Source organism: Sporosarcina sp. GTC18466 (assembly GCF_055389225.1).
In genome coordinates this window covers 2,969,375-2,984,204 of the sequence record NZ_AP044037.1, presented here as the reverse complement: position 1 = coordinate 2,984,204, position 14,830 = coordinate 2,969,375, and the positions used below count along the sequence as shown (strand labels likewise).

General features: G+C 52.9%; 16 protein-coding genes. 2 read left to right on the top strand and 14 right to left on the bottom strand.

Annotated features, from left to right (window positions below):
* Positions 1–6: 6 nt before the first annotated feature.
* The 8 genes from yhaM to ACZ5FK_RS14910 all read right to left on the bottom strand — a co-directional run bounded on the left by yhaM (position 7) and on the right by ACZ5FK_RS14910 (position 8,204).
* Entirely contained in the window at positions 7–945 is a 939-nt protein-coding gene (yhaM, locus tag ACZ5FK_RS14945) for a 3'-5' exoribonuclease YhaM (protein ID WP_464805654.1), read from the bottom strand.
* On the bottom strand, positions 942–3,839 hold the full coding sequence (locus tag ACZ5FK_RS14940; protein WP_464805653.1) for an ATP-binding protein: 2,898 nt from the start codon (positions 3,837–3,839) through the stop codon (positions 942–944). The genes yhaM and ACZ5FK_RS14940 overlap by 4 nt, the downstream gene beginning before the upstream one ends.
* 4 nt (positions 3,840–3,843) lie before the next feature.
* Positions 3,844–5,061, bottom strand: a complete 1,218-nt coding sequence (locus ACZ5FK_RS14935) for a metallophosphoesterase family protein (RefSeq protein ID WP_464805652.1) — start codon at positions 5,059–5,061, stop codon at positions 3,844–3,846.
* Between the two features lie 97 nt (positions 5,062–5,158).
* Entirely contained in the window at positions 5,159–6,427 is a 1,269-nt protein-coding gene (locus ACZ5FK_RS14930) for an ABC transporter permease (protein ID WP_464805651.1), read from the bottom strand.
* Positions 6,420–7,319 carry an ABC transporter ATP-binding protein gene (locus ACZ5FK_RS14925; RefSeq protein WP_464805650.1) on the bottom strand — a complete coding sequence of 300 codons (900 nt, stop codon included), beginning with the start codon at positions 7,317–7,319 and terminating at the stop codon, positions 6,420–6,422. The genes ACZ5FK_RS14930 and ACZ5FK_RS14925 overlap by 8 nt, the downstream gene beginning before the upstream one ends.
* A 57-nt stretch (positions 7,320–7,376) precedes the next feature.
* Complete coding sequence (locus tag ACZ5FK_RS14920; RefSeq protein ID WP_464805649.1) at positions 7,377–7,679, bottom strand: DUF2178 domain-containing protein; 303 nt, start codon at positions 7,677–7,679, stop codon at positions 7,377–7,379.
* Positions 7,680–7,692: 13 nt separating this feature from the next.
* Complete coding sequence (locus ACZ5FK_RS14915) at positions 7,693–8,004, bottom strand: DUF2178 domain-containing protein (RefSeq protein WP_464805648.1); 312 nt, start codon at positions 8,002–8,004, stop codon at positions 7,693–7,695.
* A gap of 2 nt (positions 8,005–8,006) precedes the next feature.
* Positions 8,007–8,204 (bottom strand): helix-turn-helix transcriptional regulator, encoded by a 198-nt coding sequence (locus ACZ5FK_RS14910; protein WP_464807448.1) that lies wholly within the window; start codon positions 8,202–8,204, stop codon positions 8,007–8,009.
* 187 nt (positions 8,205–8,391) lie between these two features.
* Between ACZ5FK_RS14910 and ACZ5FK_RS14905 the strand changes: the two genes are divergently transcribed.
* Positions 8,392–8,577 (top strand): YhzD family protein, encoded by a 186-nt coding sequence (locus tag ACZ5FK_RS14905; protein WP_464805647.1) that lies wholly within the window; start codon positions 8,392–8,394, stop codon positions 8,575–8,577.
* 75 nt (positions 8,578–8,652) lie between these two features.
* Entirely contained in the window at positions 8,653–9,033 is a 381-nt protein-coding gene (mgsA, locus tag ACZ5FK_RS14900) for a methylglyoxal synthase (RefSeq protein ID WP_464807447.1), read from the top strand.
* Between the two features lie 25 nt (positions 9,034–9,058).
* On the opposite strand, the gene ACZ5FK_RS14895 is transcribed toward mgsA, so the two are convergent.
* The 6 genes from ACZ5FK_RS14895 to ACZ5FK_RS14870 form a co-directional block, all read right to left on the bottom strand.
* Positions 9,059–9,877: an STAS domain-containing protein gene (locus ACZ5FK_RS14895; protein ID WP_464805646.1), complete on the bottom strand. Its 819-nt coding sequence runs from the start codon at positions 9,875–9,877 to the stop codon at positions 9,059–9,061.
* A 185-nt stretch (positions 9,878–10,062) separates the two neighbouring features.
* Complete coding sequence (locus tag ACZ5FK_RS14890; RefSeq protein WP_464805645.1) at positions 10,063–10,842, bottom strand: enoyl-CoA hydratase; 780 nt, start codon at positions 10,840–10,842, stop codon at positions 10,063–10,065.
* A gap of 116 nt (positions 10,843–10,958) precedes the next feature.
* The gene (locus ACZ5FK_RS14885; RefSeq protein ID WP_464805644.1) at positions 10,959–12,464 is read right to left on the bottom strand and encodes a coproporphyrinogen III oxidase; all 1,506 of its coding nucleotides are present in this window, start codon (positions 12,462–12,464) and stop codon (positions 10,959–10,961) included.
* Between the two features lie 104 nt (positions 12,465–12,568).
* Entirely contained in the window at positions 12,569–12,919 is a 351-nt protein-coding gene (locus ACZ5FK_RS14880; RefSeq protein ID WP_464805643.1) for a YlbF family regulator, read from the bottom strand.
* A gap of 13 nt (positions 12,920–12,932) precedes the next feature.
* On the bottom strand, positions 12,933–14,075 hold the full coding sequence (locus ACZ5FK_RS14875) for a DUF445 domain-containing protein (RefSeq protein WP_464805642.1): 1,143 nt from the start codon (positions 14,073–14,075) through the stop codon (positions 12,933–12,935).
* An 86-nt stretch (positions 14,076–14,161) separates the two neighbouring features.
* On the bottom strand, positions 14,162–14,809 hold the full coding sequence (locus ACZ5FK_RS14870) for a VOC family protein (protein WP_464805641.1): 648 nt from the start codon (positions 14,807–14,809) through the stop codon (positions 14,162–14,164).
* Positions 14,810–14,830: the final 21 nt, after the last annotated feature.

The window sequence follows — 14,830 nt, the reverse complement described above, 5'->3', positions numbered from 1 at the left end:
CTTTTGTCATTCAAATGTCGGCTTATAGAACGACCGGTTATCCAGCGGGAAGATCCGCTCGGAAAATTCACCGGGCGCCGTTTTCGACATGGCGCGGTTCAGCATATTCATCTTCGCATCGATATTATCGATGTAATGGATCATTTCCGCTTCCTTCAGCATCGGACGTTTCGGGCTGCCCCACTCTTCCTTGCCGTGATGCGACAGGACGAGATGCTGCAGAAGCATGACTTCCTCGCCTTCGATGCCGAGTTCTTCTGCTGCCTTCGCAATCTCATTCACCATAATTGTAATATGGCCGAGCAGATTCCCTTCAACCGTATATTGCGTGCCGACCGGTCCCGACAGTTCGACGACTTTGCCGACGTCATGCAGGATGATGCCTGAATACAGCAGATCCTTGTTCAATGTCGGATACAGTTCAGCCAGCGCTTTGCCGAGTTTCAACATGGAGACGACATGGTCAAGCAAGCCTGATACATAATCATGATGGTTTCGTGTTGCAGCCGGATAGACCATGATGTCCGCCTGGTGCTTTTTCAATAAATGGCGGGTGATCCGCTGAATCTGAGGGTTCTTCATCTCAAAGAAGTATTGCAGAAGCTCTTCGAACAGCGCTTCTTTGCTCTTCGATGCGGACGGCACAAGATCCGAAATGGAAATCCCTTCGTCTTCTTTCGCCGGACGGATGCTCTTGATGCGGAGCTGGTTCTTGCCCCGGTATTCATGGACTTCGCCGCCGACTTTGACGATGGTCGCAGCTGCGTACATCTTCTCCTGCTCTTCGCCGGTATCCCATAGCTTCGCTTCGATATCCCCGCTCTTATCTTGCAGGATCAGCGTCATGAAAGGACTTCCCTGCTGCGTGATGCCTTTCGTCGATTGTTTGATAAGCAAAAATGTATCCACCGCTTCACCGACTTGGTGCTCCAGTATTTTTTTCATTGCAGTACCGCCCCCTTGCCGATTCCTATTTCGGAAACGTCTATTCTTTTCGCTTCAGCTATAGATTCCGCCATTGACTCATGGCATGTGAAATAAATGAACTGATGCACACCTTTCAATCTCTCTATCAAGTTTACCATACGCGCGAGCCGGACGCCGTCAAAATGGACGAACGGATCATCCATGACGATCGGGAAAGGGGCCGCCTGCCGCAAGGAACCTGCAAGGGCGAGGCGCATCGCGATGTATGCCTGCTCTTTCGTCGCCTGGCTCAGTTCTGAAATCGAATACCGTTCACCGGCCGCTGTCACTGCGTGGAACCTTCCGTCTTCGTCAACGGACAGCGCCTCGTATCTGTCTCCCGTCAATTCGGAGAAGAAATCGCCAGCAGCGCGCAGCACCGCAGGCAGCGTATCCTCCTTCAGGTCGGACATTGTACGCCGGATCGCTTCCACGACCGCTTTCTTCTCCGCCCATTCTTTGGCAAGATCCGAAAACTCAGCCCGCTTCATTTCGAATTGCTGCAGCAGCCGCTCATACGTATCCTGATGGACGAGTTCATCCGTCAGATGGACAAGCTCCGCCTTCTCCTCCAGCAAGGACAGCCGTTCATCCGTCAGCTTCGTGATCGCATTCTCTGCCTGAACCGCCTTCTCCTCGATCTCATTCCGCGTGACTCGCGTATCAAATGTCACATGCCGATAAGCCTTCAGCTGACTTCGAATATCTTCCAGCCGTCCCTTGATCTCCGATGTCTCTTCATGGACATCATACGCCTTGTAGAACGCTTCCTCTGTCTTCGCGCCTGCCTCCTGGAAAAGCCCGGACACCTGCTCGCGCAGAGAACCGGCAAGCGAAGCGGCTTCATCCAGATCAGCCCGCAACCTGCTAAGCTCGTCAAGCAGCGTCCGGCGTCTCATTTCGGCTTCTTTCCGCCTTCCCGCCTCTTCCCGCAGCTCCTCGTACAAGGACTCTTCCGCCACAGGACGCCCAAGAGCCTCCACCGCTTCCTCGTGGCGCCGCTTCATCTGCTCTGCCACGTCCGCCCGTCTCGATTCCGTCTCTTTCAGTTCATGGGTTACGTCTTGATAACCGCGGATCATCTTGAACAGATCAGGAACAATGGACGGATCGGGCAGCTCTTCAAACCCGTATTGGCGCAGGAAGCCATGCAGCGCATGCTCTGCGTTCTTCTTCTCTATGAGCCGTTGATCGAAATCAGACAGCGCTGCCGCATATTTCCGTTCTGCAGTCTTCCGCTCCGCGTCAAGTGCTGCCAGGCTGCGTTCATAGGCTGCCACTTTCGAAAAGATTGCTGCCGAACGCCGCTCTTTTTCTTCATGCCTCTGAATAAAAGCTTCCCGTTCCCGGATTGCTGCATCACCGTTTTGCGTACGCGCCGATCGCAGAAGAAATATGCCGAGCCCGGCGAGCAGCACACTTCCGGCCGCAATCACCCACTGGCTGCTGACGATGCCATATACACCAAAGAGGAGGGCAGCCATGAACAGGACGGCAGGAATCTTAGAACCGGTTGCTCTCGGCTCCTTATGGAACTGGACATACGCCCGCGCTTCCGCAAGTTTCTTCTCGATTTCCCGCCAGTCCGCTTGAAACGCCATCTCTTCATCGGATGGGGCTTCCGCCGCCAGCTTTTGCCCGCCATGCTCAAGAGACTCCAGTTCCATCTCAAGCCCATCCAGCTGGCGTTTCGCAAATTCAGCCCTTCCAGCCGCCTCGTCATGCTCACGCAGAATCGTCCGCATCCGCTGCTCCTGCGCAAGAGACACATCCGCCGCTGCCAGGTCCGCAAGCAATCTCTCTTGCGGCAGACCAAGGTCTGCAAGCAGGCGGCGCCTCTTCTCCTCGAGCATGCGCTTCTCATCCGCCAGTGATTTCGCAGCCGAGCGCCAATCATGCCACTCAGATTCCGCGAATAGCAGCCTCTCCACCTCATGGACGGGCAGAAGAGGCAGCTTGCCCAACTCCTCTTCCATCCGCGCCGCCTCTTTCTCAAGCCGTTCATGACGCACAGCCGCTTCCGCGATTCTTTCCTGCAGCGATTCATACCGGCGCTTGCCGTCCGCTGGAAAACCGCCGGTGCCGCCCCCGAGGGCATGGAGCCGATCCGCGAGAAGGGACTCTTTTTCGAATAAAGGCTGCAGCTGCAGATGAAGCGAAAACTTTCGCCGCTCGTCCGCCAGCCCCTTTTCTTCCTCATCGATGGCCCGTAGACGCTCGCCAATCTCCTTCAGCCGATTCATGGCGGGTGCATAGCCTTCCGCCCTCTCACGTTCTTGCTTCACTTTTTGTTCCAGATCTTTCAATTCCGCCAGTTTGACGTTCATCACAGGCACCCGGCCGTTCTTTTTGAACAATGCGCCCATCTCTTTCTCCAGCCGTTCCTCAAGCTTCAGAACCGTATCCACGCCTGTCGTGCCTGAGGCGAGCAGGGTTCTGCTCAATTCGTCCTCATTCATCGATTCGAAGCCTTGCAATTGAAGCAGCGAGAAGGAAAAGACCGATTCGAAAGAAGCCCTGTCATAGCCGCGGAGCAAGGTGCGGACAGCTTCTTCTCCGCCCGTTTTGCCGTCTCCAAAGCGGACAGTCACATCCCCTGCCGCCTTGCCCCGTACGCGTTCGATCACGCATTTCCCGTACTCCGGATCCTCGATGTGCAACTGCCCGCCATATGTACCGCCCTTTTTCGGCTCATACCGCTGCCAGGTGCTGTTTTTCTGCGGGAACCCGAACAACATCTGAAGGATGAACTGCTGGATCGTCGTCTTCCCTGCCTCATTCATCCCGAAAAAGACCGACAGCTTGGAATCGAGATCGATCGTGACATTCTCATGCTTGCCGAATCCATATATCACAAGTTTCCGGATGATCACTGCCTCACCTCATTTCGCTGAGTCCGCCGCGCAGCATTTCATCCGCTGCACGCCGGATTTCGTCATAATCGTCGCCTTGCAAGGGATCCACATATTTCGCCGCCCGTGAATGTCCATAGACATCGCGCAGCACAGTTTTCCATCCTTCCTCATCCCAGCTTTCAAGCTGATCGGCAATCATCTCCACGAGCAGGCTGCCTGCCCTTTCTTCGGATAGGTGCTGCCGGACAAACTTCAGCCGGTCCACCCAGATGAAAGGCTCCTCTTCACCGAGTGCTTCCCGGATCAGTTCCAGCCACTCGTGCGGCTCAGCGCTTTCCAGCAGGCCGGCCGCTTTCTCATCGATTTCCGTGCACGTCAGCTGGATAATGGCACTGCCCGTAAGTTCCTCCCTATCAATTGCCTCTATGCAGCGAGACACCCACTCATCCGCGTGCATGATGCCTTTGCACGCAACGTTGACCTCTTTGAATTCCAGGACGGACTGTGGTACGAACGTAAGAGAAGCCCCCTCCTTGGAAAGCTCCACTTCATAAACCCCTTTAGGGCCCGGCTCATTCCGGTGGCGTCCTTGCAAGTTTCCCGAGTACACGACCGGCGGCTCTTCGGATAGCAGATGCCGGAGATGAATATGGCCAAGAGCCCAATACTCATACCCCTTGGACAGCAGTTCACCTTTTGTAAAAGGAGCATAGACAGCATGCGTCTCGTCTCCCGCAACGCTTCCGTGCAGCATGCCGATATGGACCGCCTCGTCTCGCGCCGCCGGATACCGGCCGATCATCTTCGTCCTCACATGCCGCTCCGGATAGCTGAAGCCATGGATGACAACCCGCTGCCCGCGGATGTTCACTTCCGCCGCCTCGACTTCCGGGCCGAACACATAGACATTTGACGGCAACTGGAAACGTGTCCATTTACCCGCCAAATGGTCGTGGTTTCCGTGGCAGACGAAAACGGGAATCCCTCTTTCCTGAAGCTTCACCATTCCTTCCCGGAAAACTTGCTGGGCTTTCAGGCTGCGGTCTTCCCCGTCATAGACATCGCCAGCAATCAAAACAAAATCAGGCTCCGTGTCGCATGCGTAGCCGATCATCTTCCGGAATGCCGCATATGTGCTTCCCCGTATCTCTTCAAGCCGCTCCAGAGGCACGCCTGTAATCCCTTTGAATGGACTCCCAAGATGCAGATCCGCCGCATGGATGAATCGGATCGTTTCCATCAATTCCCCTCCCTCTCACGAATGTTTGTTCTTATGTTACCATATTTGGGAAAGAAAAAGAAGCCTTCTCCCTATGAGAAGACTTCTTTTCTTTCAATTATTCCTTCCCAAGCTGGATCGCTTTTTTGATATCCTTCAGCGAACGGGATGGGCCGTACATGAGAACCCCTCCGCGATACACTTTCGCTCCGAACCAGCCGAGAAGGAAGATGGTGACCAGCATGATGCCGATCCCAAGCAGCGGCTCCCACACCGGCAAGTTGAGCATGCCGACACGCAGGAACATGACAAGCGGTGTAAAGAACGGGAAGTAGGATGCGTATTTCAAAAATGTCATCTCCGGATTCCCGAGGCCTGACGCTGCAATGATGAAAGCTGCCACAATCAGCATGGTCATCGGGAAAATCATCTGCTGAACGTCCTCGGCGCGGCTGACAAGCGAACCGAGCAGGGCCGCGAGCATCGCATAGAGGAAATACCCGAGCAGGAAGAATATGACCGCATAGACCAGCGTCATGACGTTCACATCCGAGAAATTCAGCATGCTGAGGAATCCTTCCGCCTGATCTCCCATGGCAGACGTTTTGATTGCAATAAAACCGGCAATGCCATATATGATGATCTGCACGATCCCGAGCGTACCAATGCCGAGCACTTTCGCGAACATATGCTTGACCGGCGACACGCTCGAAATGAGGATTTCCATGACGCGCGATGATTTCTCGTTCGCCACATCCGTCGCAATCATGCTGGAATAGAGGATGACCGCAAAGTAGATGACGAACATGAGCACATAAACAAGGATGCCTGCCTGCATCAATTCCTCTTCCGATTTAGCGGAAGGCGAGACATTCTTCTGGTCGAACTGGATCGGCGTGAAAAGCGTCGACACTTGCTCAGGCGACAAGGACAGCGCCTCTGCATTCATCTGCGTCTGCATCGACTGAAGGGCATCCTGGAACTGCCCCGGCAGATCAAAATCGATCAGGCTTTTTGATACATACTCCGCTTCGATGATCCCTGAGCTGTTCAGATCGAGAGTCAAATATGAATCCAGCTCTCCATCCTTCACCCGTTTTTCAAGCTCTGCACCTGTTTCATCCGACTCAATCAGCTTGATGCCTGCATCTTCGCTTGCCAGCGTGGAATCAAGCAGAGGGTACAGCTTTCCGCCGCTTTGATCGACAACGGCGACCTCCGTCTTGCCGCCGTCACTGCCTGTCAGGTCTTTCACTTTGTCGATGACCGTGCCTAAATTCGCAAGCAAGAAGATAGCTGCAACGACCAGGACAGACGTTATGAGAAACGATTTCGATTTCGCCTTGGACGTAAAGGCCTGTTTGAAGATGATCCAAAACTCACGCATATTCTTTCCCCACCTTTGCGATGAAAATATCCTGCAGCGACGGTTCCTCGATTTCGAACTGGCGGATCGGCCCCGCTTGAATCGCTTTCGCTAGGAGAACTTGCGCCACTTCGTCATCCGCGACTTGGAATAGGCCGCCTTCGACCGAATGGGATGCCGCCGTAACGCCTGGGACTTCCGCCAGTCCTGACAAATCATGATCGGACCGGATCCGGACATTCTGCTTGCCAAATGACCGCTTCACATCCCGCAAGGAGCCTTTCACGATCTGCTGTCCATGGTGCATGATGCTGAGCTGTTCGCAGAGCTCTTCGACGTGATCCATCCGGTGGCTCGAGAACATGATCGTCGCGCCGCCGTTCCTGAAGTCGATGATCGCCTGCTTCAGCATCTCGACATTCACCGGATCGAGACCGGAAAATGGTTCATCCAAGATCAGCAGCCGGGGATTATGCATCAAAGCAGCGATCACCTGGATTTTCTGCTGATTCCCTTTCGACAGCTCTTCCACTTTCTTTTCACGGTTCTGCGGGATTTCGAACCGGTCCAGCCATTCGCCGATCGCCCGCTTCGCATCCGCTTTTCTCATCCCTCTTAATTCCCCAAGGAAGATCAGCTGATCCTCCACTTTCATTTTCGGATAAAGTCCGCGTTCCTCCGGCAGATAGCCGATTTCGGGGCTCGTCGAATAGGAAATCGGCTTTCCATTCCACGTGATGGTCCCTTCATTTGCATTCAGAAGACCGAGGATCATCCGGAATGTCGTCGTCTTCCCTGCTCCGTTCGCCCCCAGGAAGCCGTACATCGTGCCATTTTCAACGGTCAATGACAGATCATCCACTGCCGTGAAGTCCCCGAACCGCTTCGTTACATGTTCGATTTGCAAAGTCATTACAAGTCCCCTTTTCTGTTTGCTTAGTTCTGTTTACGGTTCAATCCCCTAGTAGTTTCAAAGTTTTCTGTTCAGGATGAACGCGCTGATGAGATAAGACAGCAGCAGGACACCATATGCCGATAGCACAAGATAGAATGCAAGCTTTGGTCCGTCTGTCAGCAGGAGTGTGATCCACATGCCCGTCAGTGCAATCAAAGTGAGCGCCCAGGAAATATTCCGGGCCAGCGAATGCACCTTTTCATATCGCTCATCGAACATCCGCTTCTTCTGGCCAATTCTCATATACAGGTACAAGACTAATAGAGCAAGGCCTGCCCCCGTCACAAAACCCGCAATTGTCTCCATTGAAAGATCCATACATCTTCTCCTTTCAGTTCTGTTGATCTGCTACGATGGCACCGATCAAATACGAAACCATATGCACGACCCAAATTCCTGTCAGCAGGAAGAACATAAGTCCGGCACCTTCCACTATGATGACAATCATCCAGGCGATCAGGATTGCAGCAGTCGTCACCATCCAGGAAATGGACCGGGCATGCCGCTGGACCGCCGTATACCGTTCATCGAAAGCCCTCTCTCTTTTCATCTTCTTCCGCACAAAATATAAGACTACCCCTGCAATCAGCAGCCCGAGCGGCAAGCCCGCCAGCAGCGTCCACATATCCAGATCTCCATTCATCGTCATTCCTCCTCCGGTATGAATAATTCCTCGATTCGGCACCCGAACAACTTCGCGATCTTAAAAGCGAGGACGAGGGACGGGTTGTAACGGCCCTTCTCCAAAGAAATGATCGTCTGCCTGGAAACGTCCAGTTTCTCGGCAAGATCATCCTGGGTCCATCCGCACTCGGTCCGCCTTTCCTTGATAAAGTTTTCCAGGTCGATATCCTCCCATCCGTTAAATTAGTCAATGTTCCTTTACGTCAAGCAACCTTTACGTAAAGCTTACTTTACCCTATGCGGCATGTCAAGCAACCTTTACAACTTTTTTTTCGAAATGAACGACTGTTCACTTTTTCGCAGTTCATAGTATAATGAAAGAAACCGATAGGGAGGTCTGATCGAAATGCGCACATATAAATTGACGGCTTATGAAAAAGATGGGGAATTGATGGCTAACGAAACATTCACCGCAAGCAATGACGACGAGGCGAAAGAGAAAGGCCGTGCGTTGCTCGAAGAACTGAGTCTTACGGAGCGCACACATCGCCTGGCGTCACCTGCGGGCAAGCTTTTGCTGTTCCATGTGTGATAGAATGGGGAAAAACGAAAGTGGGGACAACGAGTGAATATCGCATTGATCGCCCATGACAAGAAAAAAGATGAAATGGTGAATTTCACCATCGCCTATGAGCATGTCTTCTCGGACTACACGCTGTTTGCGACCGGGACGACAGGCAAACGGATCATGGAAGAAACAGGCCTGGATATCCAAAGGCTCATGTCCGGCCCGCTCGGCGGCGACCAGCAGATCGGCGCCATGATTGCGAAAGGGGAACTCGACCTGATCCTGTTCTTCCGGGATCCGCTCACCGCCCAGCCCCATGAGCCCGACGTCAGCGCCCTTCTCCGGCTCTGCGACGTCTATGGCGTCCCGCTTGCAACAAACATCGCGACAGCCGAGCTGCTCATCCGGGCAATCGAGGAAGGCTACTTCACATGGCGCGAAACAGCCGCCAAATACAAGACAAAAGGACCCGCTCTGTGAGCGGGTCCTTCCTTTATGGTTTCATTCAATTTGTCAAATACGTATGTAATGCCTGCTGCAAGGTGCCGACGGTTTCCGTCTGTGCATCGAAAGACAGGCCTTGCCTGATCATATGGCGCACCACTTCCGGGCGTAGGCCCGTAATGACAGTACGGCATCCCATCATCGCAGCCCCATCGATGATTTTCAGCAATTGATCGATCACCTCGACTTGCATATCAGCGATGCCCGACATATCTAGGAACAATGTACGAATCCGAAGACGGCCCACCTCAAGCAGCACCTTCTCCTCCATCACCTTGGACCGGAAATAATCGATTTCACCGATCAGCGGCAAGATTGCGACGGTCTGTGTGATCGGTATGATCGGAACGGACAAGTTTTCCACAAGCTGGCGCTGGGCTGTCAGCAAGGAATCCTTGTATGTCGAATAATTGATGAAAAACGCATTCAGGAAAAGATCGACACTGTTGTTGATCTGTTTCTCCAGCGTGAAGAAATCGACATCCGCTTCCGATTCCTTCAAAAAGCGTTCCACCAGGACCCACAAAGATCGGCGGATCGCCTGTACCCATTCGAGCTTGAACGCAAGTGTCAGCGAGTAAGTCGCCCAAGCAATCCCTTCCTGCTTGGCGAATGCGCGAAGGTCCTCTTCCCGGTTTTCCAGTATGCATCCGATGAGATGGTGTGCGTTGTTGATCAGGTCAATGTTGCCGATCCGCAAAATATCATCAATCTTATCCCGGACAGTCACCGCCTGGTTCAGCAGTTCCTTCACAAAATCATCTCGGTGGTCATTAAAATAGGCTAGTAAATTCTCATTATCCGATGTTCGGTCCATCATGGGTCTTTCCCTCCCCCTTATGTAGTCCCACCTTATTTTATAACCTTTTTTCAAATGGTTAAAACTATATGCTTTATAGTAAGTTCTGGAATCTCTAAATTACATCCTTCAGGAATTTCCATTGCCTTTTTCATCAAATTTCTAAAAGACCGCTGTCAATGCCGCAGCGGCCTGTTTATACTACTTCATTTCCCCGTGAATGCCGGCTTCCTCTTTTCGACGAAGGCCTGGATCCCCTCCTGGTGGTCCGCCGTCTTGCGCATCGCGACCTGCGCTTCGCTCTCAAGGCGGAGCACTTCATCCAGCTCGTCCAATTTCAATGAATGAAGCAGCTGCTTCGAAGCAATCATCGCCGCGATCGGTGACGACAGCAGCTTTGCTGCAAGCTTCTCTCCGGCAGCATGCGCCTGTCCGCTCGGGACCACTTCGTCAATCAATCCGGCCGCAGCCGCTTTTTCTGCATTCATCACTTCCCCCGACCAGATGAGCTGCTTGGCAGCCGGGATGCCGATGCGCTCCTTCAAGAAGAAATGGCCCGCCCCGTCCGGCACGAGTCCGATGCCGATGAAATTCATCGCCAGCTTGCTGTCCTCTTCTGCAAGCACCATATCACATCCGAGCGCCATGCTGAAACCGAGGCCGGCAGCAGCTCCATGGACCGCCGCAATCGTCACCATCGGCAACCGGTAGAGCGCTTTCGCAAGACGCGACACATCCACCATCACTTTGGCGATGTCCATCGGGCTTTCAGGGTCCACCATTTTCTTAATATCTCCGCCCGCTGAAAAGGCTCTTCCTTTCCCTTCGATGACCAGCACTTGGATATCCGCCTCGCCTGCGAGTGACTCAAACGCCTCTGCCAGTTCCCTCATCATCACATCATCCATCGCATTCATCGCCTGCGGCCGGTTCAGCAGCAGACGCGCGAGGCGTCCGTCCTTCTTCAATTCGATCGTCTTATACATTCCTGTCCATCCCCTTCCCAAACTGAATGACTATTCATTACCTACTATTCGACAAATAGATTGGAACTCCTTCAAAAAATAAATAAAGCCATGGCAACTTACTGCCATGGCCCTCCTCATGTATGCTGAACCGCCGGAAAAATCCGTTCCAGATGTTCAATCTTCTTGTCGATGTATTCCTCGAAAGTCAGTATATATGCAGCTGGGTCCTTCGGGTTCTGGAACTGGGTGATCTTGCCGGTTGCAGGATCCATGAATTTACTGGACGCACCGCACCCGACGCCGATGATGGACTGCACCTCTTCCATGATGAGGATGTTATATAAGCTTTCTTCGCCCGGCTTCGCGTAGCCGACATTCTCCAAGTTGCCGAGGATGTTTTTCTGCCGGTACAGATAATACGGAGCATAGCCGTTCGCTGCGGTCCAGTCCTCGCCCATGCGCGCCATCTGTTCCACCGTCTTGCGGTCCGCGACTTTGTATTTCGTTTTATTGCGCGTCATCTCGGAAGCCCGTTTGAACGACAATGTATGAATCGTAAGGGATTCCGGCTGCATCTTTTCCGTCTCTTCAAGGGAATGGGCGAATTCTTCTATTCCTTCGTTCGGCAGGCCGATGATCAGGTCCATGTTGATGTTCTTCATGCCAAGGTTGCGGCTGAGCCAGAATTTATCGATCGTCTCCTGTACGGAGTGGTGCCTGCCGATCGCCTTGAGCGTCTCATCCGTGTACGATTGTGGATTGACGCTGATCCGGTCGATGCCCCACTTTTTCAGCACTTCGATCTTCTCTGGCGTGATCGTATCCGGGCGGCCCGCCTCGACAGTCACTTCGCGGACAGTTTCCATATGCGGGAACGACTCATGCATCGTCCGGTACAAGGCGTCCATTTCATCCGCCTCGATGCTCGTCGGTGTCCCTCCGCCGAAGTAGATCGTCGTAACATGGATATCCCGGCTCGTGAGCCATTTCCCGATCTCCCGTATTTCCATATGAAGCCCGTCGAGGAACGATTCGACGCGGCCGTTCTTCCGGTGGATGGCATACGCAGGGAATGTGCAGTATGCGCATTTTGTCGGACAGAAGGGGATGCCGATATAAATGCTCACTTCTTCGCGAAGCTCATACAGATCAGGAATCGCACCGAGCTGCACATCCGCAATTTTCGCAAGCAGCTCGCTCTTTTCACGGGAAATGCGATGCCTTTCCATCAGCTGCTGCTGCGCCTCTTCCACCGAAAGGCCTTGCTGGCGATATTTATGGTACAGCTTGGTCGGACGGATTCCCGTCAGGATGCCCCATGCTTGTTTCATCTCCGTCGCCTGCTCAAGCACTTCTAAAAATAAATGGGAATAGACCCTTTTCAATTGTCTCGTCTTCGCTTTGCCGGCCTCGTCCGTCTCCTTCTCCTCGAATTCCGAGCTGAATACGCCGCCCTGCCACTCCAGTGATGCTTTTCCATCTATATGGCCCCGCTCAGCCGTGACACGGAAATCGACAGCAATCGTATCAGCCGCGGGTTCCGCGACAAACTCCGTCTCTTCGAAAAAGAGATCCGCCAAATGCGTGAACATGCGCATCCAGTCATGCGGAAACGGCTGTGTAAGTAATATTGTTTGCAATGAAGTACCAACTTTCCTTTCAAACTTGTGCCTATATTGTATCAGAAATCAATTTGCAGCGCTTCCCAAAAAAAGACGGCCTTCCGCGAGAAGGCCGCCCGATCTTATGAAATCGTCTCGTATAGTTCCTGCACCGGTTTCATGAGGACCCGGTTGATCTCCTCGATGAGGGAGCTCAGCTTCATCTCTGCTTGCAGCAAGTTCATGATCTTTTCGTTCTGCTGTGCGAGCTGGGCTGTTTTCTGTGCGTACTCGAATTCCTCAGGTGCAATGTCTTCCCCTTGCATCTGTTTATCCTGCAGCGTCACTTGAATCTTGCGGAAGCTCTTGAACAGTTCAAGCGCCTGGCCGTCGTTTTGCACTTCAGCGATCGCCTTCTCTACACTTTCGTACTCATCCGTCTTGCGAAGCGATGCTTCCATCCGGTTCACATCATCATAAATATTAACTGCCATTTCAAAATCCCCCTCACGTTGTTAAAAACACGATCAAACCTTGCACGATACCGATCATCCCTCCGAGCAATGCGCCGAGGACGGTGATCATCTTGAATTCCCTCTTAGAAATTCCGAGCACCAGATCTTCCAGGACAGATGTCGGGAATGAATCGACTTGCTCTTTGACGATCTCATCCAGCTTCAATTTGCCGAGCGACACTTCCAATTGCTTCTCGGCCTGATCGAAAGCGAAGGAGACAATCTTCGGAGTGAGATTCTGCTCCACCCACGCTCCGCCTTCCGGCCAGTAATCGCTCACCGTACGGTCAAGCCGCTCTGCTAGCGCCAGTTCCTTTTTAGCATATGACTTGATGGAGAAGAACAGTCCATCCCAGTCAAATCCGCCAATCAGTTCCTCCATCGGCCGCTTCGTCAGCTTGCCCCATTCCTTCTCGAGCAGCGACTGTACAAGTTCGCTTGTCCCTTCAGCAGACAGGAATTTCATCGCTTCCCGCTGCACCTTCTCGACAAGCGAGTTGGAATCGCCGAACAGCATATTGAGCATGCCGCCGAACGTCCCTTTTGATGCGAGGAAATCGTTGATCAGCTTCTGGAACATCACTTTCCCTTCATACGAATCGACAAACCCTTGCGCATTCGTCAGGATGTGCTGCGTTACGCCTGGAATCAATGCTTCCACTTGCCGAAGCCACTTGTCCGGGACGACTTCTTCCACCGTCCCTGTCGTCACCTTGGTGCGGATTGCCCCAAGCTGCCCGTCAATGACGTTCATGATCTTATTTTCGGTTTTCGTTGCAAGTCCAGCCGCTCCTGCAAGAGCGAGCCAATCGTTCAGCGTCTTGTCGCTCTCAAAGACGTATTGATTCACTTTCCGCTGGACAAATTGCTCCGCTTTGTTCTGGACATCCGGCGTCAGCAGCTTCCGGCGGAATGTCTCCGGCGTCAGCAGATAATTCGTCACGGTCTTCCCTAGCTGCACCGCCAGTTCGTCGCGCCGCTTTGGAATCAGGCCGGGCGTGAATGGCAAGCGCCAGTTTCCGATATATTTCGGTTCATGGGGCCGGAACAGCATTTTGATTGCCAAATGATTGGTGAAACCGCCGATCACTGCGCCGATCACCGCCATGAACAGGATGGTCCAAAGAAAATTCACTCGCTTCACCTTTCCCTTATCGCGTTACGCCTCATTATAGCAGAACGGCGGTTGCGAAATAAAGGAAACGCCTCTAGGCAACCCGCTCAGTCCATGTGTTTTCCGCAGCTGTCCACTTTGACGGAAAGGCCGTCCATGACGAGCTCCAGCGGATAGGTGACAGAATCCTTTTTAGAGAAATACCAGCGCCTTCCCGCTGGCACAAGAACGATATACGAATCGCCCGACCCGATGAAGTTAAGTCCTTCCGGATCGATTTCCCCGCCTTTCCTAAGCGGCAGGCCCCGGTCGAGCAGCTCTTCCCCGACTTCCGTCACGTCCGGCGTTACGAGGCCGATTTCACTGATGTTTAAAAAGGAGGCGGATGACAGGTCGCCGAACAGATCACGCTTTCTTCTGCCGATCAGTTCCACGATATTGCCCGCCGGATCCTCAAAATACATTGAATCCGCATCGAAGCCCGGAAAATATACTTCATCCCGCCCCTCTTCCCTGTTCATCTCAACCCTCTCCCGCAGAAAAAACTTCATCATCGAAAATTGATTACCCGGAATGTTGATGGCGTAATGGTAAAATGCCGGCTCATCCGTCTCCTTGAACGTCAAGTGTGATTCGCCGATTTGGAGCGTAAAGTGCCCGTCCCACTGATCGATCACTTGAAGCCCCAATGAGCCGCTATAAAACCGCCTCATCGCTTTTAATTTATTGGTATAAAGCACAGCTGATTGGATCATTTGATTCTTCCTTCCTCCTGT

What these genes read in the sequence shown, in the direction of transcription:
- ACZ5FK_RS14895 (WP_464805646.1), bottom strand. Translation starts at nt 9,877, where the DNA reads ATGATGGACCGAACATCGGATAATGAGAATTTACTAGCCTATTTTAAT.
- ACZ5FK_RS14890 (WP_464805645.1), bottom strand. Translation starts at nt 10,842, where the DNA reads ATGTATAAGACGATCGAATTGAAGAAGGACGGACGCCTCGCGCGTCTG.
- ACZ5FK_RS14925 (WP_464805650.1), bottom strand. Translation starts at nt 7,319, where the DNA reads ATGACTTTGCAAATCGAACATGTAACGAAGCGGTTCGGGGACTTCACG.
- ACZ5FK_RS14870 (WP_464805641.1), bottom strand. Translation starts at nt 14,809, where the DNA reads ATGATCCAATCAGCTGTGCTTTATACCAATAAATTAAAAGCGATGAGG.
- ACZ5FK_RS14915 (WP_464805648.1), bottom strand. Translation starts at nt 8,004, where the DNA reads ATGAATGGAGATCTGGATATGTGGACGCTGCTGGCGGGCTTGCCGCTC.
- ACZ5FK_RS14905 (WP_464805647.1), top strand. Translation starts at nt 8,392, where the DNA reads ATGCGCACATATAAATTGACGGCTTATGAAAAAGATGGGGAATTGATG.
- mgsA (WP_464807447.1), top strand. Translation starts at nt 8,653, where the DNA reads ATGGTGAATTTCACCATCGCCTATGAGCATGTCTTCTCGGACTACACG.
- ACZ5FK_RS14880 (WP_464805643.1), bottom strand. Translation starts at nt 12,919, where the DNA reads ATGGCAGTTAATATTTATGATGATGTGAACCGGATGGAAGCATCGCTT.
- ACZ5FK_RS14935 (WP_464805652.1), bottom strand. Translation starts at nt 5,061, where the DNA reads ATGGAAACGATCCGATTCATCCATGCGGCGGATCTGCATCTTGGGAGT.
- ACZ5FK_RS14930 (WP_464805651.1), bottom strand. Translation starts at nt 6,427, where the DNA reads ATGCGTGAGTTTTGGATCATCTTCAAACAGGCCTTTACGTCCAAGGCG.
- yhaM (WP_464805654.1), bottom strand. Translation starts at nt 945, where the DNA reads ATGAAAAAAATACTGGAGCACCAAGTCGGTGAAGCGGTGGATACATTT.
- ACZ5FK_RS14920 (WP_464805649.1), bottom strand. Translation starts at nt 7,679, where the DNA reads ATGGATCTTTCAATGGAGACAATTGCGGGTTTTGTGACGGGGGCAGGC.